Raw genomic sequence first — 27,000 nt, 5'->3', positions numbered from 1 at the left:
AAAATAAATGAAATCACTTTCCACTATAATTTTATTAGTACTAAGTACTTTTTCAATTGACCTTTATGCACAATGTACATTAGGGTCAACGGCTATTACTTGGGAAACTGCAACCACTGGGTCTGCCACTGTGATTCCAACAGCAAGTTCTGCTGGAGGTCCACCTGCTGCTGTTACGAGTGCAATACCCGGTTGTACTAATACAAACAGTAAAAATCCGTTTAATTTTACAACAACCATCACTGAAGATGCAAATGCGGCTTATGATGCTATAAGATCCGGTACTAACGGTGCTTATGGTCAGCCATATCTAACTTTGTATATGGATAACGCAGATAACGGTTGTACTACGTGTAATTCAACAACTAACCCAATTATTCCGAACGGAACCACTATAACTGCAAAATTTGATTTTGAATATCCAGTAATATTAAATGGTTTAAATATAGATGATATTGACGCTTCAGATGTGTCAAGAGCACCAGGTGGGCAATCATCATTTCAAGATCAGGTAACAGTTACCGCTGTAGATATTAACGGAAACAATGTGCCACTTACAATAACTCTTGCGGCAAGTGGATCAATTACTTTATCTGGTACCAATAACCAAACCGCAACTGCAAACTGGGCATCTGGTGCTAATAATAACGTAGAGCCTGGAGATGCCGCTGGTCAGATTGTGGTTAGTAGTACATTGGCAATTAAAAGTTTAACAGTAAATTATGTTCTCGGTCCAAATGCTGTAAATGCAGCTCAACAGGCTATTCGAATTTCTACATTTAATCTTTGTTGTCCTGCGGTTGTTGATTTAGCAGGAACAGTTTTTAACGATTGTGATGCACTAACAAATAACACGGTAGACGGAACAGGACAAGGAAAGCCATCTAATGCAACATTATATGCAAATTTGGTAAATCCAACTACAAATAGAGTAATAGGGGTAGCCACAGTCGCTACAAATGGTACATATTCTATTACCAACATTCCTGGGAACCTAACATATAATGTAGTACTAAGTACAACGCAAGGAGTAGTAGGTAACACGCCTCCATCGGCAAGTTTGCCCTCAGGATGGGCAAACACAGGTGAGAAATTTGGAACTGGCACTGGAAACGATGGTACAGTAAATGGAATTCTTACGGGTGTGGTTGTTGCTGGTGTTAATGTAACGAATGCAAATTTTGGTATTAGAAATACAAGCTTACCAACAGCGGTACCTGGTAATAATGGGCCGATATGTCAAGGGACTACTTTAAATCTAACAGAAACAGGTGTAAACGGAGTATCATGGAGCTGGTCTGGTCCGAATAGTTACTCTAGCACATCTAGAACCCCATCCATTACTAATGTTTCAACAGCCAACGCAGGTACTTATACAGTTACTGCTACAAATAATTTTGGATGTTCTGCCTCTGCAACTACTGCAGTTGTAATAAACGCATCTCCAATACCGAACCCAACAAGTAGTGCAACGTGTGTTGGACAGACTATTAGTATGACGGCTTCTGGTGGAGGTACATATGCTTGGACAGGTCCGGGCGGATTTACTGCTTCTACGGTAACCGCTACTAGAGCTTCGGCAACAACAGCAATGGCAGGAACCTATTCGGTTACAGTTACAAGCACAGCGGGTTGTTCGGCAACTGCAACTGTGGCGGTAGTAGTAAATACTTTGCCTACTGCGAGTATTTCTGGATCAACAAATTTAACATGTACAACAACAAGTGTAAATAGGACAGCCTCAGGTGGTGGTACTTATGTATGGTCTGGCCCTTCTGGTTACAGTGCAACAACTGCAGTTGCTTCGATTAGTAATCCGGGAACATATACTGTTACAGTTACAAATGCAAACGGGTGTACTGCAACAGCTACAACATCAGTAACTCAAAATATTACAGCTCCTACTGTAACAATAACTGGAACTGAAAATTTAACTTGTACGACAACTACTGTAAATAGAACAGCCACAGGTGGTGGAACCTACGCATGGTCAGGCCCTTCGGCATTTAGTGCTACAACAGCCGCTATTAACCCAAGCGTACTTGGAATCTATTCCGTAACGGTAACGAATACAACAAACGGTTGTACCGCAAGTGCCACTACTTCGGTAACCCAAGACATCACAGCACCAACAGTAACGATAACCGGAACTGCGAATTTAACGTGTACGACAACCACTGTAAATAGAACGGCAACAGGTGGTGGAACCTATGCATGGTCAGGCCCTTCGAGCTTCAGTGCGACAACGGCGGCGATAAACCCAAGTGCTCCTGGAACCTATTCCGTAACGGTAACAAATACGACAAACGGTTGTACCACAAGTGCAACTACTTCGGTAACTCAAAATATTACAGCTCCAACGGTAACGATAACCGGAACTGCGAACTTAACGTGTACGACAACTACTGTAAATAGAACGGCAACAGGTGGTGGAACCTATGCATGGTCAGGCCCTTCGGCCTTTAGTGCATCAACAGCGGCGATAAACCCAAGTGCTCCTGGAACGTATTCTGTAACAGTAACGAATACGACAAACGGTTGTACCACAAGTGCAACTACTTCGGTAACTCAAAATATTACAGCTCCAACAGTAACGATAACAGGAACTGCGAACTTAACATGTACGACAACTACTGTAAATAGAACGGCGACAGGTGGTGGCACCTACGCATGGTCAGGTCCTTCGGCCTTCAGTGCAACAACGGCAGCAATTAATCCAAGTGTGTCAGGAACGTATTCCGTAACAGTAACGAATACGACAAACGGTTGTACCACAAGTGCAACTACTTCGGTAACTCAAGACATAACAGCACCTACGGTAACGATCACAGGAACTGCGAACCTAACTTGTACAACTACTAGTGTAAATAGAACAGCAACAGGTGGTGGAACCTACGCATGGTCAGGCCCTTCGAGCTTCAGTGCGACAACGGCGGCAATAAATCCAAGTGCTCCTGGAACGTATTCAGTAACAGTAACGAATACTACCAACGGTTGTACCACAAGTGCAACTACGTCAATTACACAAGACATTACAGCACCAACGGTAACGATAACAGGAACTGCGAACTTAACATGTACGACAACTACTGTAAATAGAACGGCAACGGGTGGTGGAACCTACGCATGGTCAGGCCCTTCGGCCTTCAGTGCCACAACAGCGGCAATTAATCCAAGTGTGCCGGGAACATATTCTGTAACAGTAACGAATACAACAAACGGATGTACAACAAGTGCAACTACTTCGGTAACTCAAAATATTACAGCACCAACGGTAACGATAACAGGAACTGCGAACTTAACATGTACGACAACTACTGTAAATAGAACGGCAACGGGTGGTGGAACCTACGCATGGTCAGGCCCTTCGGCCTTCAGTGCCACAACAGCGGCAATTAATCCAAGTGTGCCGGGAACATATTCTGTAACAGTAACGAATACAACAAACGGATGTACAACAAGTGCAACTACTTCGGTAACTCAAAATATTACAGCACCAACGGTAACGATAACAGGAACTGCGAACTTAACATGTACGACAACTACTGTAAATAGAACGGCAACGGGTGGTGGAACCTACGCATGGTCAGGCCCTTCGGCCTTCAGTGCCACAACAGCGGCAATTAATCCAAGTGTGCCGGGAACATATTCTGTAACAGTAACGAATACAACAAACGGATGTACAACAAGTGCAACTACTTCGGTAACTCAAAATATTACAGCACCAACGGTAACGATCACAGGAACTGCGAACTTAACATGTTCGACAACATCTGTAAATAGAACCGCAACAGGTGGTGGAACCTACGCATGGTCAGGTCCTTCAGCATTTAGTGCGACAACAGCTGCAATTAATCCAAGTGTTCCGGGAACGTATTCAGTAACAGTAACGAATACTACCAACGGTTGTACCACAAGTGCAACTACTTCGGTAACACAAGACATTACAGCACCAACGGTAACGATCACAGGAACAGCAAACCTAACATGTACGACTACTTCTGTTAATAGAACAGCCACAGGTGGTGGAACCTACGCATGGTCAGGTCCTTCGGCCTTAAGTGCCACAACGGCAGCGATAAACCCAAGTGTACCTGGAACCTATTCTGTAACGGTAACGAATACGACAAACGGTTGTACCACAAGTGCAACTACTTCGGTAACACAAGACATCACAGCTCCTACAGTAACAATCACAGGAACTGCGAACTTAACATGTACGACAACAAGTGTAGCAAGAACCGCAACAGGAGGTGGAACATACGCATGGTCAGGCCCTTCGAGCTTCAGTGCCACAACAGCGGCAATTAATCCAAGTGTGCCGGGAACGTATTCAGTAACAGTAACAAATACGACGAACGGTTGTACCACAAGTGCAACTACGTCAATTACACAAGACATCACAGCACCAACGGTAACGATAACAGGAACTGCGAACTTAACATGTACGACAACTACCGTAAATAGAACGGCAACAGGTGGTGGAACCTACGCATGGTCAGGCCCTTCGGCCTTTAGTGCCACAACAGCGGCAATAAACCCAAGCGTACCTGGAACATATTCAGTAACAGTAACGAATACGACAAATGGTTGTACCACAAGTGCAACAACTTCGGTAACACAAGACATCACAGCACCAATAGTAACGATAACTGGAACTGCGAACCTAACTTGTACGACAACTACTGTAAATAGAACAGCCACAGGTGGTGGAACCTACGCATGGTCAGGTCCTTCGGCCTTCAGTGCAACAACGGCAGCAATTAATCCAAGTGTGCCAGGAACGTATTCAGTAACAGTAACAAATACGACGAACGGTTGTACCACAAGTGCAACTACGTCAATTACACAAGACATTACAGCACCAACGGTAACGATCACCGGAACTGCGAACTTAACGTGTACGACAACTACCGTAAATAGAACGGCAACAGGTGGTGGAACCTACGCATGGTCAGGTCCTTCGGCCTTTAGTGCCACAACGGCAGCGATAAACCCAAGTGTACCTGGAACCTATTCTGTAACGGTAACGAATACGACAAATGGTTGTACCACAAGTGCAACAACTTCGGTAACACAAGACATCACAGCACCAATAGTAACGATAACTGGAACTGCGAACTTAACATGTACGACAACAAGTGTAGCAAGAACCGCAACAGGAGGTGGAACCTACGCATGGTCAGGCCCTTCGGCATTTAGTGCAACAACGGCAGCCATTAACCCAAGTGTGCCAGGAACGTATTCAGTAACAGTAACAAATACGACGAACGGTTGTACCACAAGTGCAACTACGTCAATTACACAAGACATTACAGCACCAACGGTAACGATCACAGGAACAGCAAACCTAACATGTACGACTACTTCTGTTAATAGAACAGCCACAGGTGGTGGCACATACGCATGGTCAGGTCCTTCGGCATTTAGTGCTACAACAGCAGCCATAAACCCAAGCGTACCTGGAACCTATTCTGTAACAGTAACGAATACCACGAACGGTTGTACCACAAGTGCAACTACTTCGGTAACACAAAATATCACTCCACCAACGGTAACGATCACCGGAACTGCGAACTTAACGTGTACGACTACTACTGTTAATAGAACAGCCACAGGTGGTGGAACCTACGCATGGTCAGGTCCTTCGGCCTTTAGTGCTACAACAGCAGCCATAAACCCAAGCGTACCTGGAACCTATTCTGTAACAGTAACGAATACCACGAACGGTTGTACCACAAGTGCAACTACGTCAATTACACAAGACATTACAGCACCAACGGTAACGATCACCGGAACTGCGAACTTAACGTGTACGACTACTACTGTTAATAGAACAGCCACAGGTGGTGGAACCTACGCATGGTCAGGTCCTTCGGCCTTTAGTGCCACAACGGCGGCTATTAACCCAAGTGTGCCTGGAACGTATTCAGTAACAGTAACAAATACGACGAACGGTTGTACCACAAGTGCAACTACGTCAATTACACAAGACATTACAGCACCAACGGTAACGATCACAGGAACAGCAAACCTAACATGTACGACTACTTCTGTTAATAGAACAGCCACAGGTGGTGGAACCTACGCATGGTCAGGCCCTTCGGCCTTCAGTGCAACAACGGCGGCAATTAATCCAAGTGTGCCAGGAACGTATTCAGTAACAGTAACAAATACGACGAACGGTTGTACCACAAGTGCAACTACGTCAATTACACAAGACATTACAGCACCAACGGTAACGATCACAGGAACTGCGAACTTAACGTGTACGACAACTACTGTAAATAGAACGGCAACAGGTGGTGGAACCTACGCATGGTCAGGTCCTTCAGCATTTAGTGCGTCAACGGCAGCAATTAATCCAAGCGTACCTGGAACCTATTCAGTAACAGTAACGAATACGACAAACGGTTGTACTGCAAGTGCCACTACTTCGGTAACTCAAAATATTACAGCTCCTACAGTAACAATTACAGGAACGGCGAACTTAACATGTACGACAACTACCGTAAATAGAACGGCAACAGGAGGTGGCACCTACGCATGGTCAGGCCCTTCGGCATTTAGTGCCACAACAGCGGCTATTAACCCAAGTTTACCTGGAACGTATTCAGTAACAGTAACGAATACGACAAACGGTTGTACCACAAGTGCAACTACTTCGGTAACACAAGACATTACAGCACCAACGGTAACAATCACAGGAACTGCGAACTTAACATGTACGACAACTACCGTAAATAGAACGGCAACAGGTGGTGACACATACGCATGGTCAGGTCCTTCAGCATTTAATGCGACAACGGCGGCAATTAACCCAAGCGTACCTGGAACCTATTCAGTAACAGTAACGAATACGACAAACGGTTGTACTGCAAGTGCCACTACTTCGGTAACTCAAAATATTACAGCTCCTACAGTAACAATTACAGGAACGGCGAACTTAACATGTACGACAACCACCACTGTAAACAGAACGGCAACAGGTGGTGGAACATACGCATGGTCAGGCCCTTCGGCATTTAGTGCGACAACGGCAGCAATTAATCCAAGTGTGCCAGGAACGTATTCAGTAACAGTAACAAATACGACGAACGGTTGTACCACAAGTGCAACAACTTCGGTAACACAAGACATCACAGCACCAATAGTAACGATAACTGGAACTGCGAACCTAACTTGTACGACAACTACTGTAAATAGAACAGCCACAGGTGGTGGAACCTACGCATGGTCAGGTCCTTCGGCCTTCAGTGCAACAACGGCAGCAATTAATCCAAGTGTGCCAGGAACGTATTCAGTAACAGTAACAAATACGACGAACGGTTGTACCACAAGTGCAACTACGTCAATTACACAAGACATTACAGCACCAACGGTAACGATCACAGGAACTGCAAACCTAACATGTACGACAACTACCGTAAATAGAACGGCAACAGGTGGTGGAACCTACGCATGGTCAGGTCCTTCGGCCTTAAGTGCCACAACGGCAGCGATAAACCCAAGTGTACCTGGAACCTATTCTGTAACGGTAACGAATACGACAAACGGTTGTACCACAAGTGCAACTACGTCAATTACACAAGACATTACAGCACCAACGGTAACGATCACAGGAACTGCGAACTTAACATGTACGACAACAAGTGTAGCAAGAACCGCAACAGGAGGTGGAACATACGCATGGTCAGGCCCTTCGAGCTTCAGTGCGACAACGGCGGCAATAAATCCAAGTGTTCCGGGAACATATTCTGTAACAGTAACGAATACGACAAATGGTTGTACCACAAGTGCAACTACGTCAATTACACAAGACATTACAGCACCAACGGTAACGATCACAGGAACAGCAAACCTAACATGTACGACTACTTCTGTTAATAGAACAGCCACAGGTGGTGGCACATACGCATGGTCAGGTCCTTCGGCATTTAGTGCTACAACAGCAGCCATAAACCCAAGCGTACCTGGAACCTATTCTGTAACAGTAACGAATACCACGAACGGTTGTACCACAAGTGCAACTACTTCGGTAACACAAAATATTACAGCACCAACGGTAACGATAACTGGAACTGCGAACTTAACATGTACGACAACTACTGTAAATAGAACGGCAACGGGTGGTGGAACCTACGCATGGTCAGGCCCTTCGGCCTTCAGTGCCACAACAGCGGCAATTAATCCAAGTGTGCCGGGAACATATTCTGTAACAGTAACGAATACAACAAACGGATGTACCACAAGTGCAACTACTTCGGTAACACAAGACATCACAGCACCAACGGTAACGATAACAGGAACTGCGAACTTAACATGTACGACAACTACCGTAAATAGAACGGCAACAGGTGGTGGAACCTACGCATGGTCAGGCCCTTCGGCCTTTAGTGCCACAACAGCGGCAATAAACCCAAGCGTACCTGGAACATATTCAGTAACAGTAACGAATACGACAAATGGTTGTACCACAAGTGCAACAACTTCGGTAACACAAGACATCACAGCACCAATAGTAACGATAACTGGAACTGCGAACCTAACTTGTACGACAACTACTGTAAATAGAACAGCCACAGGTGGTGGAACCTACGCATGGTCAGGTCCTTCGGCCTTCAGTGCAACAACGGCAGCAATTAATCCAAGTGTGCCAGGAACGTATTCAGTAACAGTAACAAATACGACGAACGGTTGTACCACAAGTGCAACTACGTCAATTACACAAGACATTACAGCACCAACGGTAACGATCACAGGAACTGCGAACTTAACGTGTACGACAACTACCGTAAATAGAACGGCAACAGGTGGTGGAACCTACGCATGGTCAGGTCCTTCGGCCTTTAGTGCCACAACGGCAGCGATAAACCCAAGTGTACCTGGAACCTATTCTGTAACGGTAACGAATACGACAAACGGTTGTACCACAAGTGCAACTACTTCGGTAACACAAGACATCACAGCTCCTACAGTAACAATCACAGGAACTGCGAACTTAACATGTACGACAACTACCGTAAACAGAACGGCAACAGGTGGTGGAACCTACGCATGGTCAGGTCCTTCAGCATTTAGTGCGTCAACGGCAGCAATTAATCCAAGCGTACCTGGAACCTATTCAGTAACAGTAACGAATACGACAAACGGTTGTACTGCAAGTGCCACTACTTCGGTAACTCAAAATATTACAGCTCCTACAGTAACAATTACAGGAACGGCGAACTTAACATGTACGACAACTACCGTAAATAGAACGGCAACAGGAGGTGGCACCTACGCATGGTCAGGCCCTTCGGCATTTAGTGCCACAACAGCGGCAATAAACCCAAGCGTACCTGGAACATATTCAGTAACAGTAACGAATACGACAAATGGTTGTACCACAAGTGCAACAACTTCGGTAACACAAGACATCACAGCACCAATAGTAACGATAACTGGAACTGCGAACCTAACTTGTACGACAACTACTGTAAATAGAACAGCCACAGGTGGTGGAACCTACGCATGGTCAGGTCCTTCGGCCTTCAGTGCAACAACGGCAGCAATTAATCCAAGTGTGCCAGGAACGTATTCAGTAACAGTAACAAATACGACGAACGGTTGTACCACAAGTGCAACTACGTCAATTACACAAGACATTACAGCACCAACGGTAACGATCACAGGAACTGCGAACTTAACGTGTACGACAACTACCGTAAATAGAACGGCAACAGGTGGTGGAACCTACGCATGGTCAGGTCCTTCGGCCTTTAGTGCCACAACGGCAGCGATAAACCCAAGTGTACCTGGAACCTATTCTGTAACGGTAACGAATACGACAAACGGTTGTACCACAAGTGCAACTACTTCGGTAACACAAGACATCACAGCTCCTACAGTAACAATCACAGGAACTGCGAACTTAACATGTACGACAACTACCGTAAACAGAACGGCAACAGGTGGTGGAACCTACGCATGGTCAGGTCCTTCAGCATTTAGTGCGTCAACGGCAGCAATTAATCCAAGCGTACCTGGAACCTATTCAGTAACAGTAACGAATACGACAAACGGTTGTACTGCAAGTGCCACTACTTCGGTAACTCAAAATATTACAGCTCCTACAGTAACAATTACAGGAACGGCGAACTTAACATGTACGACAACTACCGTAAATAGAACGGCAACAGGAGGTGGCACCTACGCATGGTCAGGCCCTTCGGCATTTAGTGCCACAACAGCGGCTATTAACCCAAGTTTACCTGGAACGTATTCAGTAACAGTAACGAATACGACAAACGGTTGTACCACAAGTGCAACTACTTCGGTAACACAAGACATTACAGCACCAACGGTAACAATCACAGGAACTGCGAACTTAACATGTACGACAACTACCGTAAATAGAACGGCAACAGGTGGTGACACATACGCATGGTCAGGTCCTTCAGCATTTAATGCGACAACGGCGGCAATTAACCCAAGCGTACCTGGAACCTATTCAGTAACAGTAACGAATACGACAAACGGTTGTACTGCAAGTGCCACTACTTCGGTAACTCAAAATATTACAGCTCCTACAGTAACAATTACAGGAACGGCGAACTTAACATGTACGACAACCACTGTAAACAGAACGGCAACAGGTGGTGGAACATACGCATGGTCAGGCCCTTCGGCATTTAGTGCGACAACGGCAGCAATTAATCCAAGTGTGCCAGGAACGTATTCAGTAACAGTAACAAATACGACGAACGGTTGTACCACAAGTGCAACTACGTCAATTACACAAGACATTACAGCACCAACGGTAACAATCACAGGAACAGCGAACTTAACATGTACGACAACTACTGTAAATAGAACCGCAACGGGTGGTGGAACCTACGCATGGTCAGGCCCTTCGGCCTTTAGTGCAACAACGGCAGCAATTAACCCAAGTGTACCAGGAACCTATTCTGTAACAGTAACGAATACGACAAATGGTTGTACCACAAGTGCAACTACTTCGGTAACTCAAAATATTACAGCACCAACGGTAACGATAACTGGAACTGCAAACTTAACATGTACGACAACTACTGTAAATAGAACGGCAACGGGTGGTGGAACCTACGCATGGTCAGGTCCTTCAGCATTTAGTGCGACAACAGCAGCCATAAACCCAAGTGCTCCTGGAACCTATTCAGTAACGGTAACGAATACAACAAACGGTTGTACCACAAGTGCAACTACTTCGGTAACACAAGACATCACAGCACCAACTATTTCTGCAACTGGCGAAACTTTAGCTTGTTTTGACCCAACAGGAGATATTATTTTAACAGTTTCTGGAGGTACTTCTCCTTTTGTTTTTGATTGGGACAATGATGGAACCGGAGATTTTAACGATACAAAAAATCTAATTGGTGTAGGTCCAGGGATTTATACTGTCATAGTAAAGGGGAGCAATGGTTGTACCTCAACCACTTCTGCAGAAATTATATTTACTGCTTGTCCAAGTTTAACAATAGATAAAATTGTTGATAAAGAAAGCACTATTGTACCTGGTATTTTAACATACACTATCACTGTTGTAAATACAGGAAATATTAATTTAACCAATGTTGTTTTAACTGATGATTTAGCTGGTGCAGCCACTTTACAAAGTGGAGACAATACTGATCCTAATATTTTAAATGTAGGTGAAACGTGGGTATACCAAGCTACCTATAATGTTACTCAAGAAGATATTGATGCTGGAGATGATATAGTGAATACAGCAACTGTAGTGACAACAGAGTATCCTGGGCCTACCTCAGATTCGGCTGTTTCTACTATTTCTCAAAGTCCAAATTTGACTATTAATAAAATTGTAGATAAAACAAATATTAATTCTCCTGGATTACTAACGTATTCGATTACTGTTAAAAATACAGGTAATGTGAACTTGACTAACGTCGTTTTAAGTGATGACTTAGCTGGAAGTGCAACGTTGCAAAGTGGAGATGTTGCAGATTCCGGAGTTTTAAATGTAGGAGAGACGTGGGTATATCAGGCAACTTATACTGCAACACAAAGCGATATCGATGCAGGTACAGCTTTAGTAAATACTGCAAGCGTTGTAACGACAGAAGTACCAGGCCCAAATATAGACAATGCTACTACAACAATAACGCAAACACCAAGCTTAACGATCACGAAAACACAAGTAGGCGGCCAAAACCCAGTGACGACACCGGGCACAATCAACTACGAAGTAGTGGTAGTAAACACCGGAAACCAAAGCCTAACGAACGTAGCCGTAAGCGATACGCTTCCAAACGGAACATTAGGAACGCTAGTAAAAACAAACGAAAGTATCACGAACAACAACATCCTAGAAGTAGGTGAGATGTTCACGTATACGATCAGCTATGCGGTTACCCAAGCAGACATAGACGCAGGCAATACTTTAGTAAACATTGCAACGGTAAAAACAACGGAAACCCCAATCGTTAAAACCGATACAGCCGCAACACCAGTAGGCCAGGCACCAAGCTTAACGATCACAAAAACACAAGTAGGCGGCCAAAACCCAGTGACGACACCGGGCACAATCAACTACGAAGTAGTGGTAGTAAACACCGGAAACCAAAGCCTAACGAACGTAGCCGTAAGCGATACCTTACCAAACGGAACAATTGGCACGCTAGTAAAAACAAATGAAAGTATCACGAACAACAACATCCTAGAAGTAGGTGAGACGTTCACGTATACGATCAGCTATGCGGTAACCCAAGCAGACATAGACGCAGGCAATACTTTAGTAAACATTGCAACGGTAAAAACAACGGAGACGCCAATTGTTAAAACCGATACCGCGGCAACGCCAGTAGGTCAGGCACCAAGCTTAACGATCACGAAAACACAAGTAGGCGGCCAAAACCCAGTGACGACACCGGGCACAATCAACTACGAAGTAGTGGTAGTAAACACCGGAAACCAAAGCCTAACGAACGTAGCCGTAAGCGATACCTTACCAAACGGAACAATTGGCACGCTAGTAAAAACAAATGAAAGTATCACGAACAACAACATCCTAGAAGTAGGTGAGACGTTCACGTATACGATCAGCTATGCGGTAACCCAAGCAGACATAGACGCAGGCAATACTTTAGTAAACATTGCGACCGTAAAAACAACGGAAACCCAATCGTTAAAACCGATACAGCCGCAACACCAGTAGGCCAGGCACCAAGCTTAACGATCACAAAAACACAAGTAGGCGGCCAAAACCCAGTGACGACACCGGGCACAATCAACTACGAAGTAGTGGTAGTAAACACCGGAAACCAAAGCCTAACGAACGTAGCCGTAAGCGATACCTTACCAAACGGAACAATTGGCACGCTAGTAAAAACAAACGAAAGTATCACGAACAACAACATCCTAGAAGTAGGTGAGACGTTCACGTATACGATCAGCTATGCGGTTACCCAAGCAGACATAGACGCAGGCAATACTTTAGTAAACATTGCAACGGTAAAAACAACGGAGACGCCAATTGTTAAAACCGATACCGCGGCAACGCCAGTAAGTCAGGCACCAAGCTTAACGATCACGAAAACACAAGTAGGCGGCAAAACCCAGTGACGACACCGGGCACAATCAACTACGAAGTAGTGGTAGTAAACACCGGAAACCAAAGCCTAACGAACGTAGCCGTAAGCGATACGCTTCCAAACGGAACAATTGGCACGCTAGTAAAAACAAATGAAAGTATCACGAACAACAACATCCTAGAAGTAGGTGAGACGTTCACGTATACGATCAGCTATGCGGTAACCCAAGCAGACATAGACGCAGGCAATACTTTAGTAAACATTGCAACGGTAAAAACAACGGAGACGCCAATTGTTAAAACCGATACCGCGGCAACGCCAGTAAGTCAGGCACCAAGCTTAACGATCACGAAAACACAAGTAGGCGGCCAAAACCCAGTGACGACACCGGGCACAATCAACTACGAAGTAGTGGTAGTAAACACCGGAAACCAAAGCCTAACGAACGTAGCCGTAAGCGATACGCTTCCAAACGGAACAATTGGCACGCTAGTAAAAACAAATGAAAGTATCACGAACAACAACATCCTAGAAGTAGGTGAGACGTTCACGTATACGATCAGCTATGCGGTAACCCAAGCAGACATAGACGCAGGCAATACTTTAGTAAACATTGCAACGGTAAAAACAACGGAGACGCCAATTGTTAAAACCGATACCGCGGCAACGCCAGTAAGTCAGGCACCAAGCTTAACGATCACGAAAACACAAGTAGGCGGCCAAAACCCAGTGACGACACCGGGCACAATCAACTACGAAGTAGTGGTAGTAAACACCGGAAACCAAAGCCTAACGAACGTAGCCGTAAGCGATACGCTTCCAAACGGAACAATTGGCACGCTAGTAAAAACCAACGAAAGTATCACGAACAACAACATCCTAGAAGTAGGCGAGACGTTCACGTATACGATCAGCTATGCGGTAACCCAAGCAGACATAGACGCAGGCAATACTTTAGTAAACATTGCGACGTAAAAACAACGGAGACGCCGATTGTTAAAACCGATACCGCGGCAACACCAGTAGGTCAGGCACCAAGCTTAACGATCACGAAAACACAAGTAGGCGGCCAAAACCCAGTGACGACACCGGGCACAATCAACTACGAAGTAGTGGTAGTAACACGGAAACCAAAGCCTAACGAACGTAGCCGTAAGCGACACGCTTCCAAACGGAACAATTGGCACGCTAGTAAAAACAAATGAAAGTATCACGAACAACAACATCCTAGAAGTAGGCGAGACGTTCACGTATACGATCAGCTATGCGTAACCCAAGCAGACATAGACGCAGGCAATACTTTAGTAAACATTGCAACGGTAAAAACAACGGAGACGCCAATTGTTAAAACCGATACCGCGGCAACGCCAGTAGGTCAGGCACCAAGCTTAACGATCACGAAAACACAAGTAGGCGGCCAAAACCCAGTGACGACACCGGGCACAATCAACTACGAAGTAGTGGTAGTAAACACCGGAAACCAAAGCCTAACGAACGTAGCCGTAAGCGATACCTTACCAAACGGAACAATTGGCACGCTAGTAAAAACAAATGAAAGTATCACGAACAACAACATCCTAGAAGTAGGTGAGACGTTCACGTATACGATCAGCTATGCGGTAACCCAAGCAGACATAGACGCAGGCAATACTTTAGTAAACATTGCGACGTAAAAACAACGGAAACGCCAATCGTTAAAACCGATACAGCAGCAACGCCAGTAAGTCAGGCACCAAGCTAACGATCACAAAAACACAAGTAGGCGGCCAAAACCCAGTGACGACACCGGGCACAATCAACTACGAAGTAGTGGTAGTAAACACCGGAAACCAAAGCCTAACGAACGTAGCGTAAGCGATACCTTACCAAACGGAACATTGGCACGCTAGTAAAAACAAATGAAAGTATCACGAACAACAACATCCTAGAAGTAGGCGAGACGTTCACGTATACGATCAGCTATGCGTAACCAAGCAGACATAGACGCAGGCAATACTTTAGTAAACATTGCAACGGTAAAAACAACGGAGACGCCAATTGTTAAAACCGATACCGCGGCAACGCCAGTAAGTCAGGCACCAAGCTTAACGATCACAAAAACACAAGTAGGCGGCCAAAACCCAGTGACGACACCGGGCACAATCAACTACGAAGTAGTGGTAGTAAACACCGGAAACCAAAGCCTAACGAACGTAGCCGTAAGCGATACCTTACCAAACGGAACATTAGGCACGCTAGTAAAAACAAACGAAAGTATCACGAACAACAACATCCTAGAAGTAGGTGAGACGTTCACGTATACGATCAGCTATGCGGTTACCCAAGCAGACATAGACGCAGGCAATACTTTAGTCAACATTGCAACGGTAAAAACAACGGAAACCCAATCGTTAAAACCGATACAGCCGCAACACCAGTAGGCCAGGCACCAAGCTTAACGATCACAAAAACACAAGTAGGCGGCCAAAACCCAGTGACGACACCGGGCACAATCAACTACGAAGTAGTGGTAGTAAACACCGGAAACCAAAGCCTAACGAACGTAGCCGTAAGCGATACGCTTCCAAACGGAACAATTGGCACGCTAGTAAAAACAAATGAAAGTATCACGAACAACAACATCCTAGAAGTAGGTGAGACGTTCACGTATACGATCAGCTATGCGGTAACCCAAGCAGACATAGACGCAGGCAATACTTTAGTAAACATTGCAACGGTAAAAACAACGGAAACCCAATCGTTAAAACCGATACAGCCGCAACACCAGTAGGCCAGGCACCAAGCTTAACGATCACAAAACACAAGTAGGCGGCCAAAACCCAGTGACGACACCGGGCACAATCAACTACGAAGTAGTGGTAGTAAACACCGGAAACCAAAGCCTAACGAACGTAGCCGTAAGCGATACCTTACCAAACGGAACAATTGGCACGCTAGTAAAAACAAACGAAAGTATCACGAACAACAACATCCTAGAAGTAGGTGAGACGTTCACGTATACGATCAGCTATGCGGTTACCCAAGCAGACATAGACGCAGGCAATACTTTAGTAAACATTGCAACGGTAAAAACAACGGAAACCCAATCGTTAAAACCGATACAGCCGCAACACCAGTAGGCAGGCACCAAGCTTAACGATCACGAAAACACAAGTAGGCGGCCAAAACCCAGTGACGACACCGGGCACAATCAACTACGAAGTAGTGGTAGTAAACACCGGAAACCAAAGCCTAACGAACGTAGCCGTAAGCGATACGCTTCCAAACGGAACAATTGGCACGCTAGTAAAAACAAACGAAAGTATCACGAACAACAACATCCTAGAAGTAGGTGAGACGTTCACGTATACGATCAGCTATGCGGTAACCCAAGCAGACATAGACGCAGGCAATACTTTAGTAAACATTGCAACGGTAAAAACAACGGAGACGCCAATTGTTAAAACCGATACAGCGGCAACGCCAGTAAGTCAGGCACCAAGCTTAACGATCACGAAAACACAAGTAGGCGGCCAAAACCCAGTGACGACACCGGGCACAATCAACTACGAAGTAGTGGTAGTAAACACCGGAAACCAAAGCCTAACGAACGTAGCCGTAAGCGATACGCTTCCAAACGGAACAATTGGCACGCTAGTAAAAACAAATGAAAGTATCACGAACAACAACATCCTAGAAGTAGGTGAGACGTTCACGTATACGATCAGCTATGCGGTAACCCAAGCAGACATAGACGCAGGCAATACTTTAGTAAACATTGCGACCGTAAAAACAACGGAGACGCCAATTGTTAAAACCGATACAGCGGCAACACCAGTAAGTCAAACGCCAAGCTAACGATCACGAAAACACAAGTAGGCGGCCAAAACCCAGTGACGACACCGGGCACAATCAACTACGAAGTAGTGGTAGTAAACACCGGAAACCAAAGCCTAACGAACGTAGCGTAAGCGATACCTTACCAAACGGAACAATTGGCACGCTAGTAAAAACAAATGAAAGTATCACGAACAACAACATCCTAGAAGTAGGTGAGACGTTCACGTATACGATCAGCTATGCGGTAACCCAAGCAGACATAGACGCAGGCAATACTTTAGTAAACATTGCAACGGTAAAAACAACGGAGACGCCAATTGTTAAAACCGATACCGCGGCAACGCCAGTAAGTCAGGCACCAAGCTTAACGATCACGAAAACACAAGTAGGCGGCCAAAACCCAGTGACGACACCGGGCACAATCAACTACGAAGTAGTGGTAGTAAACACCGGAAACCAAAGCCTAACGAACGTAGCCGTAAGCGATACGCTTCCAAACGGAACAATTGGCACGCTAGTAAAAACAAATGAAAGTATCACGAACAACAACATCCTAGAAGTAGGTGAGACGTTCACGTATACGATCAGCTATGCGGTAACCCAAGCAGACATAGACGCAGGCAATACTTTAGTAAACATTGCAACGGTAAAAACAACGGAGACGCCAATTGTTAAAACCGATACCGCGGCAACGCCAGTAAGTCAGGCACCAAGCTTAACGATCACGAAAACACAAGTAGGCGGCCAAAACCCAGTGACGACACCGGGCACAATCAACTACGAAGTAGTGGTAGTAAACACCGGAAACCAAAGCCTAACGAACGTAGCCGTAAGCGATACGCTTCCAAACGGAACAATTGGCACGCTAGTAAAAACAAATGAAAGTATCACGAACAACAACATCCTAGAAGTAGGTGAGACGTTCACGTATACGATCAGCTATGCGTAACCAAGCAGACATAGACGCAGGCAATACTTTAGTAAACATTGCAACGGTAAAAACAACGGAGACGCCAATTGTTAAAACCGATACCGCGGCAACGCCAGTAAGTCAGGCACCAAGCTTAACGATCACGAAAACACAAGTAGGCGGCCAAAACCCAGTGACGACACCGGGCACAATCAACTACGAAGTAGTGGTAGTAAACACCGGAAACCAAAGCCTAACGAACGTAGCCGTAAGCGATACGCTTCCAAACGGAACAATTGGCACGCTAGTAAAAACAACGAAAGTATCACGAACAACAACATCCTAGAAGTAGGCGAGACGTTCACGTATACGATCAGCTATGCGGTAACCCAAGCAGACATAGACGCAGGCAATACTTTAGTAAACATTGCGACCGTAAAAACAACGGAGACGCCGATTGTTAAAACCGATACAGCGGCAACACCAGTAAGTCACGCCAAGCTAACGATCACGAAAACACAAGTAGGCGGCCAAAACCCAGTGACGACACCGGGCACAATCAACTACGAAGTAGTGGTAGTAAACACCGGAAACCAAAGCCTAACGAACGTAGCCGTAAGCGATACCTTACCAAACGGAACAATTGGCACGCTAGTAAAAACAAATGAAAGTATCACGAACAACAACATCCTAGAAGTAGGCGAGACGTTCACGTATACGATCAGCTATGCGGTAACCCAAGCAGACATAGACGCAGGCAATACTTTAGTAAACATTGCGACGTAAAAACAACGGAGACGCCGATTGTTAAAACCGATACCGCGGCAACACCAGTAGGCAGGCACCAAGCTTAACGATCACGAAAACACAAGTAGGCGGCCAAAACCCAGTGACGACACCGGGCACAATCAACTACGAAGTAGTGGTAGTAAACACCGGAAACCAAAGCCTAACGAACGTAGCCGTAAGCGACACGCTTCCAAACGGAACAATTGGCACGCTAGTAAAAACAAATGAAAGTATCACGAACAACAACATCCTAGAAGTAGGTGAGACGTTCACGTATACGATCAGCTATGCGGTAACCAAGCAGACATAGACGCAGGCAATACTTTAGTAAACATTGCGACGTAAAAACAACGGAGACGCCAATTGTTAAAACCGATACCGCGGCAACGCCAGTAGGTCAGGCACCAAGCTTAACGATCACGAAAACACAAGTAGGCGGCCAAAACCCAGTGACGACACCGGGCACAATCAACTACGAAGTAGTGGTAGTAAACACCGGAAACCAAAGCCTAACGAACGTAGCCGTAAGCGATACCTTACCAAACGGAACAATTGGCACGCTAGTAAAAACAAATGAAAGTATCACGAACAACAACATCCTAGAAGTAGGTGAGACGTTCACGTATACGATCAGCTATGCGGTAACCCAAGCAGACATAGACGCAGGCAATACTTTAGTAAACATTGCAACGGTAAAAACAACGGAAACCCAATCGTTAAAACCGATACAGCCGCAACACCAGTAGGCCAGGCACCAAGCTTAACGATCACAAAAACACAAGTAGGCGGCCAAAACCCAGTGACGACACCGGGCACAATCAACTACGAAGTAGTGGTAGTAAACACCGGAAACCAAAGCCTAACGAACGTAGCCGTAAGCGATACCTTACCAAACGGAACAATTGGCACGCTAGTAAAAACAAACGAAAGTATCACGAACAACAACATCCTAGAAGTAGGTGAGACGTTCACGTATACGATCAGCTATGCGGTAACCCAAGCAGACATAGACGCAGGCAATACTTTAGTCAACATTGCAACGGTAAAAACAACGGAAACCCAATCGTTAAAACCGATACAGCGCAACACCAGTAGGCAGGCACCAAGCTTAACGATCACGAAAACACAAGTAGGCGGCCAAAACCCAGTGACGACACCGGGCACAATCAACTACGAAGTAGTGGTAGTAAACACCGGAAACCAAAGCCTAACGAACGTAGCCGTAAGCGATACGCTTCCAAACGGAACAATTGGCACGCTAGTAAAAACAAATGAAAGTATCACGAACAACAACATCCTAGAAGTAGGTGAGACGTTCACGTATACGATCAGCTATGCGGTAACCCAAGCAGACATAGACGCAGGCAATACTTTAGTAAACATTGCAACGGTAAAAACAACGGAGACGCCAATTGTTAAAACCGATACAGCGGCAACGCCAGTAAGTCAGGCACCAAGCTTAACGATCACGAAAACACAAGTAGGCGGCCAAAACCCAGTGACGACACCGGGCACAATCAACTACGAAGTAGTGGTAGTAAACACCGGAAACCAAAGCCTAACGAACGTAGCCGTAAGCGATACGCTTCCAAACGGAACAATTGGCACGCTAGTAAAAACAAATGAAAGTATCACGAACAACAACATCCTAGAAGTAGGTGAGACGTTCACGTATACGATCAGCTATGCGGTAACCCAAGCAGACATAGACGCAGGCAATACTTTAGTAAACATTGCGACGTAAAAACAACGGAGACGCCAATTGTTAAAACCGATACAGCGGCAACACCAGTAAGTCAACGCCAAGTTAACGATCACGAAAACACAAGTAGGCGGCCAAAACCCAGTGACGACACCGGGCACAATCAACTACGAAGTAGTGGTAGTAAACACCGGAAACCAAAGCCTAACGAACGTAGCCGTAAGCGATACCTTACCAAACGGAACAATTGGCACGCTAGTAAAAACAAATGAAAGTATCACGAACAACAACATCCTAGAAGTAGGTGAGACGTTCACGTATACGATCAGCTATGCGGTAACCCAAGCAGACATAGACGCAGGAAAACTAGTCAACATTGCGACCGTAAAAACAACGAAACACCGATTGTTAAAACCGATACAGCGGCAACGCCAGTAGGTCAGGCACCAAGCTTAACGATCACGAAAACACAAGTAGGCGGCCAAAACCCAGTGACGACACCGGGCACAATCAACTACGAAGTAGTGGTAGTAAACACCGGAAACCAAAGCCTAACGAACGTAGCCGTAAGCGACACCTTACCAAACGGAACAATTGGCACGCTAGTAAAAACAAATGAAAGTATCACGAACAACAACATCCTAGAAGTAGGCGAGACGTTCACGTATACGATCAACTATGCGGTTACCCAAGCAGACATAGACGCAGGCAATACTTTAGTAAACATTGCAACGGTAAAAACAACGAAACACCGATCGTTAAAACCGATACCGCGGCAACGCCAGTAAGTCAGGCACCAAGCTTAACGATCACGAAAACACAAGTAGGCGGCCAAAACCCAGTGACGACACCGGGCACAATCAACTACGAAGTAGTGGTAGTAAACACCGGAAACCAAAGCCTAACGAACGTAGCGTAAGCGACACCTTACCAAACGGAACAATTGGCACGCTAGTAAAAACAATGAAAGTATCACGAACAACAACATCCTAGAAGTAGGAGAGACGTTCACGTATACGATCAACTATGCGGTTACCCAAGCAGACATAGACGCAGGCAATACTTTAGTCAACATTGCAACGGTAAAAACACGGAAACGCCGATCGTTAAAACCGATACAGCAGCAACGCCAGTAGGTCAGGCACCAAGCTTAACGATCACGAAAACACAAGTAGGCGGCCAAAACCCAGTGACGACACCGGGCACAATCAACTACGAAGTAGTGGTAGTAAACACCGGAAACCAAAGCCTAACGAACGTAGCGGTAAGCGACACCTTACCAAACGGAACAATTGGCACGCTAGTAAAAACAAATGAAAGTATCACGAACAACAACATCCTAGAAGTAGGTGAGACGTTCACGTATACGATCAGCTATGCGGTAACCCAAGCAGACATAGACGCAGGAACAACTAGTCAATATTGCAACGGTAAAAACACGGAAACGCCAATTGTTAAAACCGATACAGCGCAACGCCAGTAAGTCAGGCACCAAGCTTAACGATCACGAAAACACAAGTAGGCGGCCAAAACCCAGTGACGACACCGGGCACAATCAACTACGAAGTAGTGGTAGTAAACACCGGAAACCAAAGCCTAACGAACGTAGCGTAAGCGACACCTTACCAAACGGAACAATTGGCACGCTAGTAAAAACCAACGAAAGTATCACGAACAACAACATCCTAGAAGTAGGAGAGACGTTCACGTATACGATCAGCTATGCGTAACCAAGCAGACATAGACGCAGGCAATACTTTAGTAAACATTGCAACGGTAAAAACAACGGAGACGCCAATTGTTAAAACCGATACCGCGGCAACGCCAGTAAGTCAGGCACCAAGCTTAACGATCACGAAAACACAAGTAGGCGGCCAAAACCCAGTGACGACACCGGGCACAATCAACTACGAAGTAGTGGTAGTAAACACCGGAAACCAAAGCCTAACGAACGTAGCCGTAAGCGATACGCTTCCAAACGGAACAATTGGCACGCTAGTAAAAACCAACGAAAGTATCACGAACAACAACATCCTAGAAGTAGGCGAGACGTTCACGTATACGATCAGCTATGCGGTAACCCAAGCAGACATAGACGCAGGCAATACTTTAGTAAACATTGCGACGTAAAAACAACGGAGACGCCGATTGTTAAAACCGATACCGCGGCAACACCAGTAGGTCAGGCACCAAGCTTAACGATCACGAAAACACAAGTAGGCGGCCAAAACCCAGTGACGACACCGGGCACAATCAACTACGAAGTAGTGGTAGTAAACACCGGAAACCAAAGCCTAACGAACGTAGCGTAAGCGACACCTTACCAAACGGAACAATTGGCACGCTAGTAAAAACAATGAAAGTATCACGAACAACAACATCCTAGAAGTAGGAGAGACGTTCACGTATACGATCACTATGCGGTACCCAAGCAGACATAGACGCAGGCAATACTTTAGTCAACATTGCAACGGTAAAAACACGGAAACGCCGATCGTTAAAACCGATACAGCGCAACGCCAGTAGGTCAGGCACCAAGCTTAACGATCACGAAAACACAAGTAGGCGGCCAAAACCCAGTGACGACACCGGGCACAATCAACTACGAAGTAGTGGTAGTAAACACCGGAAACCAAAGCCTAACGAACGTAGCGGTAAGCGACACCTTACCAAACGGAACAATTGGCACGCTAGTAAAAACAAATGAAAGTATCACGAACAACAACATCCTAGAAGTAGGTGAGACGTTCACGTATACGATCAGCTATGCGGTAACCCAAGCAGACATAGACGCAGGCAATACTAGTCAACATTGCAACGGTAAAAACACGGAAACGCCAATTGTTAAAACCGATACAGCAGCAACGCCAGTAGGTCAGGCACCAAGCTTAACGATCACGAAAACACAAGTAGGCGGCCAAAACCCAGTGACGACACCGGGCACAATCAACTACGAAGTAGTGGTAGTAAACACCGGAAACCAAAGCCTAACGAACGTAGCGGTAAGCGACACCTTACCAAACGGAACAATTGGCACGCTAGTAAAAACAACGAAAGTATCACGAACAACAACATCCTAGAAGTAGGAGAGACGTTCACGTATACGATCAGCTATGCGTAACCAAGCAGACATAGACGCAGGCAATACTTTAGTCAACATTGCAACGGTAAAAACACGGAAACGCCGATCGTTAAAACCGATACAGCGCAACGCCAGTAGGTCAGGCACCAAGCTTAACGATCACGAAAACACAAGTAGGCGGCCAAAACCCAGTGACGACACCGGGCACAATCAACTACGAAGTAGTGGTAGTAAACACCGGAAACCAAAGCCTAACGAACGTAGCGTAAGCGACACCTTACCAAACGGAACAATTGGCACGCTAGTAAAAACAACGAAAGTATCACGAACAACAACATCCTAGAAGTAGGCGAGACGTTCACGTATACGATCAGCTATGCGGTAACCCAAGCAGACATAGACGCAGGCAATACTTTAGTAAACATTGCGACCGTAAAAACAACGGAGACGCCAATTGTTAAAACCGATACCGCGGCAACGCCAGTAAGTCAGGCACCAAGCTAACGATCACGAAAACACAAGTAGGCGGCCAAAACCCAGTGACGACACCGGGCACAATCAACTACGAAGTAGTGGTAGTAAACACCGGAAACCAAAGCCTAACGAACGTAGCGTAAGCGATACCTTACCAAACGGAACAATTGGCACGCTAGTAAAAACAAATGAAAGTATCACGAACAACAACATCCTAGAAGTAGGTGAGACGTTCACGTATACGATCAGCTATGCGGTAACCCAAGCAGACATAGACGCAGGCAATACTTTAGTAAACATTGCAACGGTAAAAACAACGGAGACGCCAATTGTTAAAACCGATACCGCGGCAACGCCAGTAAGTCAGGCACCAAGCTTAACGATCACGAAAACACAAGTAGGCGGCCAAAACCCAGTGACGACACCGGGCACAATCAACTACGAAGTAGTGGTAGTAAACACCGGAAACCAAAGCCTAACGAACGTAGCCGTAAGCGATACGCTTCCAAACGGAACAATTGGCACGCTAGTAAAAACAAATGAAAGTATCACGAACAACAACATCCTAGAAGTAGGTGAGACGTTCACGTATACGATCAGCTATGCGGTAACCCAAGCAGACATAGACGCAGGCAATACTTTAGTAAACATTGCAACGGTAAAAACAACGGAGACGCCAATTGTTAAAACCGATACCGCGGCAACGCCAGTAAGTCAGGCACCAAGCTTAACGATCACGAAAACACAAGTAGGCGGCCAAAACCCAGTGACGACACCGGGCACAATCAACTACGAAGTAGTGGTAGTAAACACCGGAAACCAAAGCCTAACGAACGTAGCCGTAAGCGATACGCTTCCAAACGGAACAATTGGCACGCTAGTAAAAACAAATGAAAGTATCACGAACAACAACATCCTAGAAGTAGGTGAGACGTTCACGTATACGATCAGCTATGCGGTAACCAAGCAGACATAGACGCAGGCAATACTTTAGTAAACATTGCAACGGTAAAAACAACGGAGACGCCAATTGTTAAAACCGATACCGCGGCAACGCCAGTAAGTCAGGCACCAAGCTTAACGATCACGAAAACACAAGTAGGCGGCCAAAACCCAGTGACGACACCGGGCACAATCAACTACGAAGTAGTGGTAGTAAACACCGGAAACCAAAGCCTAACGAACGTAGCCGTAAGCGATACGCTTCCAAACGGAACAATTGGCACGCTAGTAAAAACAACGAAAGTATCACGAACAACAACATCCTAGAAGTAGGCGAGACGTTCACGTATACGATCAGCTATGCGGTAACCCAAGCAGACATAGACGCAGGCAATACTTTAGTAAACATTGCGACCGTAAAAACAACGGAGACGCCGATTGTTAAAACCGATACAGCGGCAACACCAGTAAGTCACCAAGCTTAACGATCACGAAAACACAAGTAGGCGGCCAAAACCCAGTGACGACACCGGGCACAATCAACTACGAAGTAGTGGTAGTAAACACCGGAAACCAAAGCCTAACGAACGTAGCCGTAAGCGATACCTTACCAAACGGAACAATTGGCACGCTAGTAAAAACAAATGAAAGTATCACGAACAACAACATCCTAGAAGTAGGTGAGACGTTCACGTATACGATCAGCTATGCGGTAACCCAAGCAGACATAGACGCAGGCAATACTTTAGTAAACATTGCAACGGTAAAAACAACGGAGACGCCAATTGTTAAAACCGATACAGCGGCAACGCCAGTAAGTCAGGCACCAAGCTTAACGATCACGAAAACACAAGTAGGCGGCCAAAACCCAGTGACGACACCGGGCACAATCAACTACGAAGTAGTGGTAGTAAACACCGGAAACCAAAGCCTAACGAACGTAGCCGTAAGCGATACGCTTCCAAACGGAACAATTGGCACGCTAGTAAAAACAAATGAAAGTATCACGAACAACAACATCCTAGAAGTAGGTGAGACGTTCACGTATACGATCAGCTATGCGGTAACCCAAGCAGACATAGACGCAGGCAATACTTTAGTAAACATTGCAACGGTAAAAACAACGGAGACGCCAATTGTTAAAACCGATACCGCGGCAACGCCAGTAGGCCAGGCACCAAGCTTAACGATCACAAAAACACAAGTAGGCGGCCAAAACCCAGTGACGACACCGGGCACAATCAACTACGAAGTAGTGGTAGTAAACACCGGAAACCAAAGCCTAACGAACGTAGCCGTAAGCGATACCTTACCAAACGGAACAATTGGCACGCTAGTAAAAACAAATGAAAGTATCACGAACAACAACATCCTAGAAGTAGGTGAGACGTTCACGTATACGATCAGCTATGCGGTAACCCAAGCAGACATAGACGCAGGCAATACTTTAGTAAACATTGCGACCGTAAAAACAACGGAGACGCCGATTGTTAAAACCGATACCGCGGCAACACCAGTAGGTCAGGCACCAAGCTTAACGATCACGAAAACACAAGTAGGCGGCCAAAACCCAGTGACGACACCGGGCACAATCAACTACGAAGTAGTGGTAGTAAACACGGAAACCAAAGCCTAACGAACGTAGCCGTAAGCGACACGCTTCCAAACGGAACAATTGGCACGCTAGTAAAAACAAATGAAAGTATCA

General features: G+C 45.7%; 27 protein-coding genes and 4 pseudogenes. All 31 read left to right on the top strand.

Annotation, left to right across the window (positions count from 1 at the left end; all coding sequences use genetic code 11):
- Positions 1-7 precede the first annotated feature (7 nt).
- The 31 genes and pseudogenes from ACFOOI_RS07970 (at position 8) to ACFOOI_RS07850 (ending at position 26,928) form a co-directional block, all read left to right on the top strand.
- Entirely contained in the window at positions 8-13,198 is a 13,191-nt protein-coding gene (locus tag ACFOOI_RS07970) for a DUF7507 domain-containing protein (protein WP_379836820.1), read from the top strand.
- The gene (locus tag ACFOOI_RS07965; protein ID WP_379840208.1) at positions 13,165-13,605 is read left to right on the top strand and encodes a DUF7507 domain-containing protein; all 441 of its coding nucleotides are present in this window, start codon (positions 13,165-13,167) and stop codon (positions 13,603-13,605) included. The genes ACFOOI_RS07970 and ACFOOI_RS07965 overlap by 34 nt, the downstream gene beginning before the upstream one ends.
- Positions 13,602-14,549 carry a DUF7507 domain-containing protein gene (locus ACFOOI_RS07960; RefSeq protein ID WP_379836818.1) on the top strand — a complete coding sequence of 316 codons (948 nt, stop codon included), beginning with the start codon at positions 13,602-13,604 and terminating at the stop codon, positions 14,547-14,549. The genes ACFOOI_RS07965 and ACFOOI_RS07960 overlap by 4 nt, the downstream gene beginning before the upstream one ends.
- 104 nt (positions 14,550-14,653) lie before the next feature.
- On the top strand, positions 14,654-14,779 hold the full coding sequence (locus tag ACFOOI_RS07955) for a hypothetical protein (protein WP_379836816.1): 126 nt from the start codon (positions 14,654-14,656) through the stop codon (positions 14,777-14,779).
- 78 nt (positions 14,780-14,857) lie between these two features.
- On the top strand, positions 14,858-15,247 hold the full coding sequence (locus tag ACFOOI_RS07950) for a DUF7507 domain-containing protein (protein WP_379840207.1): 390 nt from the start codon (positions 14,858-14,860) through the stop codon (positions 15,245-15,247).
- Between the two features lie 288 nt (positions 15,248-15,535).
- A complete protein-coding gene (locus tag ACFOOI_RS07945; RefSeq protein WP_379836814.1) occupies positions 15,536-15,994 on the top strand; it encodes a DUF7507 domain-containing protein in 459 nt (152 codons plus the stop codon).
- Entirely contained in the window at positions 15,961-16,344 is a 384-nt protein-coding gene (locus tag ACFOOI_RS07940) for a DUF7507 domain-containing protein (protein WP_379840193.1), read from the top strand. Before ACFOOI_RS07945 ends, ACFOOI_RS07940 begins: the two co-directional genes overlap by 34 nt.
- 52 nt (positions 16,345-16,396) lie before the next feature.
- A complete protein-coding gene (locus ACFOOI_RS07935; RefSeq protein ID WP_379836812.1) occupies positions 16,397-16,693 on the top strand; it encodes a DUF7507 domain-containing protein in 297 nt (98 codons plus the stop codon).
- A 16-nt stretch (positions 16,694-16,709) separates the two neighbouring features.
- Positions 16,710-16,994, top strand: a pseudogene (locus tag ACFOOI_RS22020) (DUF7507 domain-containing protein); the annotation flags it as partial.
- Positions 16,980-17,411 carry a DUF7507 domain-containing protein gene (locus tag ACFOOI_RS22015; protein ID WP_449274526.1) on the top strand — a complete coding sequence of 144 codons (432 nt, stop codon included), beginning with the start codon at positions 16,980-16,982 and terminating at the stop codon, positions 17,409-17,411. The pseudogene ACFOOI_RS22020 and the gene ACFOOI_RS22015, both read left to right, overlap by 15 nt.
- Before the next feature lie 136 nt (positions 17,412-17,547).
- On the top strand, positions 17,548-18,342 hold the full coding sequence (locus ACFOOI_RS07925) for a DUF7507 domain-containing protein (RefSeq protein ID WP_379840204.1): 795 nt from the start codon (positions 17,548-17,550) through the stop codon (positions 18,340-18,342).
- A complete protein-coding gene (locus ACFOOI_RS07920) occupies positions 18,335-18,649 on the top strand; it encodes a DUF7507 domain-containing protein (protein ID WP_379836810.1) in 315 nt (104 codons plus the stop codon). The genes ACFOOI_RS07925 and ACFOOI_RS07920 overlap by 8 nt, the downstream gene beginning before the upstream one ends.
- Positions 18,628-19,089, top strand: coding sequence for a DUF7507 domain-containing protein (locus ACFOOI_RS07915; RefSeq protein ID WP_379840203.1), 462 nt, complete (start codon positions 18,628-18,630; stop codon positions 19,087-19,089). Before ACFOOI_RS07920 ends, ACFOOI_RS07915 begins: the two co-directional genes overlap by 22 nt.
- 67 nt (positions 19,090-19,156) lie before the next feature.
- Positions 19,157-19,402, top strand: a pseudogene (locus ACFOOI_RS07910) (DUF7507 domain-containing protein); the annotation flags it as partial.
- Positions 19,403-19,454: 52 nt separating this feature from the next.
- Positions 19,455-19,838 (top strand): DUF7507 domain-containing protein, encoded by a 384-nt coding sequence (locus ACFOOI_RS07905; protein WP_379840193.1) that lies wholly within the window; start codon positions 19,455-19,457, stop codon positions 19,836-19,838.
- Entirely contained in the window at positions 19,805-20,836 is a 1,032-nt protein-coding gene (locus ACFOOI_RS07900) for a DUF7507 domain-containing protein (protein WP_379840201.1), read from the top strand. The genes ACFOOI_RS07905 and ACFOOI_RS07900 overlap by 34 nt, the downstream gene beginning before the upstream one ends.
- Before the next feature lie 69 nt (positions 20,837-20,905).
- A complete protein-coding gene (locus ACFOOI_RS07895; protein ID WP_379840200.1) occupies positions 20,906-21,232 on the top strand; it encodes a DUF7507 domain-containing protein in 327 nt (108 codons plus the stop codon).
- Positions 21,199-21,582 (top strand): DUF7507 domain-containing protein, encoded by a 384-nt coding sequence (locus ACFOOI_RS07890; protein ID WP_379840190.1) that lies wholly within the window; start codon positions 21,199-21,201, stop codon positions 21,580-21,582. Before ACFOOI_RS07895 ends, ACFOOI_RS07890 begins: the two co-directional genes overlap by 34 nt.
- A 183-nt stretch (positions 21,583-21,765) precedes the next feature.
- Positions 21,766-21,930, top strand: a complete 165-nt coding sequence (locus ACFOOI_RS22010) for a DUF7507 domain-containing protein (protein WP_449274525.1) — start codon at positions 21,766-21,768, stop codon at positions 21,928-21,930.
- Positions 21,897-22,277, top strand: a complete 381-nt coding sequence (locus ACFOOI_RS07885) for a DUF7507 domain-containing protein (RefSeq protein WP_379840199.1) — start codon at positions 21,897-21,899, stop codon at positions 22,275-22,277. Before ACFOOI_RS22010 ends, ACFOOI_RS07885 begins: the two co-directional genes overlap by 34 nt.
- A complete protein-coding gene (locus ACFOOI_RS07880) occupies positions 22,246-22,524 on the top strand; it encodes a hypothetical protein (protein WP_379836808.1) in 279 nt (92 codons plus the stop codon). The genes ACFOOI_RS07885 and ACFOOI_RS07880 overlap by 32 nt, the downstream gene beginning before the upstream one ends.
- Entirely contained in the window at positions 22,517-22,924 is a 408-nt protein-coding gene (locus tag ACFOOI_RS07875; RefSeq protein WP_379836806.1) for a DUF7507 domain-containing protein, read from the top strand. Before ACFOOI_RS07880 ends, ACFOOI_RS07875 begins: the two co-directional genes overlap by 8 nt.
- Positions 22,925-23,337: 413 nt before the next feature.
- Positions 23,338-23,601 (top strand): annotated as a pseudogene (locus ACFOOI_RS22005) (DUF7507 domain-containing protein); the annotation flags it as partial.
- A complete protein-coding gene (locus ACFOOI_RS22000; RefSeq protein ID WP_449274524.1) occupies positions 23,581-23,874 on the top strand; it encodes a DUF7507 domain-containing protein in 294 nt (97 codons plus the stop codon). The pseudogene ACFOOI_RS22005 and the gene ACFOOI_RS22000, both read left to right, overlap by 21 nt.
- Positions 23,875-23,907: 33 nt before the next feature.
- The gene (locus ACFOOI_RS07865; RefSeq protein WP_379836804.1) at positions 23,908-24,219 is read left to right on the top strand and encodes a hypothetical protein; all 312 of its coding nucleotides are present in this window, start codon (positions 23,908-23,910) and stop codon (positions 24,217-24,219) included.
- Positions 24,198-24,380, top strand: a complete 183-nt coding sequence (locus ACFOOI_RS21995) for a DUF7507 domain-containing protein (RefSeq protein WP_449274523.1) — start codon at positions 24,198-24,200, stop codon at positions 24,378-24,380. The genes ACFOOI_RS07865 and ACFOOI_RS21995 overlap by 22 nt, the downstream gene beginning before the upstream one ends.
- Before the next feature lie 136 nt (positions 24,381-24,516).
- Positions 24,517-25,326: a DUF7507 domain-containing protein gene (locus ACFOOI_RS07860; RefSeq protein WP_379840196.1), complete on the top strand. Its 810-nt coding sequence runs from the start codon at positions 24,517-24,519 to the stop codon at positions 25,324-25,326.
- Entirely contained in the window at positions 25,323-25,619 is a 297-nt protein-coding gene (locus ACFOOI_RS07855) for a DUF7507 domain-containing protein (RefSeq protein WP_379840186.1), read from the top strand. The genes ACFOOI_RS07860 and ACFOOI_RS07855 overlap by 4 nt, the downstream gene beginning before the upstream one ends.
- Positions 25,598-25,777 carry a DUF7507 domain-containing protein gene (locus tag ACFOOI_RS21990; protein ID WP_449274522.1) on the top strand — a complete coding sequence of 60 codons (180 nt, stop codon included), beginning with the start codon at positions 25,598-25,600 and terminating at the stop codon, positions 25,775-25,777. The genes ACFOOI_RS07855 and ACFOOI_RS21990 overlap by 22 nt, the downstream gene beginning before the upstream one ends.
- A pseudogene (locus ACFOOI_RS21985) lies at positions 25,777-26,061 on the top strand (DUF7507 domain-containing protein); the annotation flags it as partial. The gene ACFOOI_RS21990 and the pseudogene ACFOOI_RS21985, both read left to right, overlap by 1 nt.
- Positions 26,047-26,928 carry a DUF7507 domain-containing protein gene (locus ACFOOI_RS07850; RefSeq protein ID WP_449274521.1) on the top strand — a complete coding sequence of 294 codons (882 nt, stop codon included), beginning with the start codon at positions 26,047-26,049 and terminating at the stop codon, positions 26,926-26,928. The pseudogene ACFOOI_RS21985 and the gene ACFOOI_RS07850, both read left to right, overlap by 15 nt.
- Positions 26,929-27,000 lie beyond the last annotated feature (72 nt).

Origin of the sequence: Lacihabitans lacunae (assembly GCF_042649125.1) — a bacterium.
Taxonomy (GTDB): Bacteria; Bacteroidota; Bacteroidia; order Cytophagales; family Spirosomataceae; genus Leadbetterella; species Leadbetterella lacunae.
The sequence above is the reverse complement of the archived record's forward strand: the minus strand, read 5'-3'. Positions and strand labels throughout refer to the sequence as shown.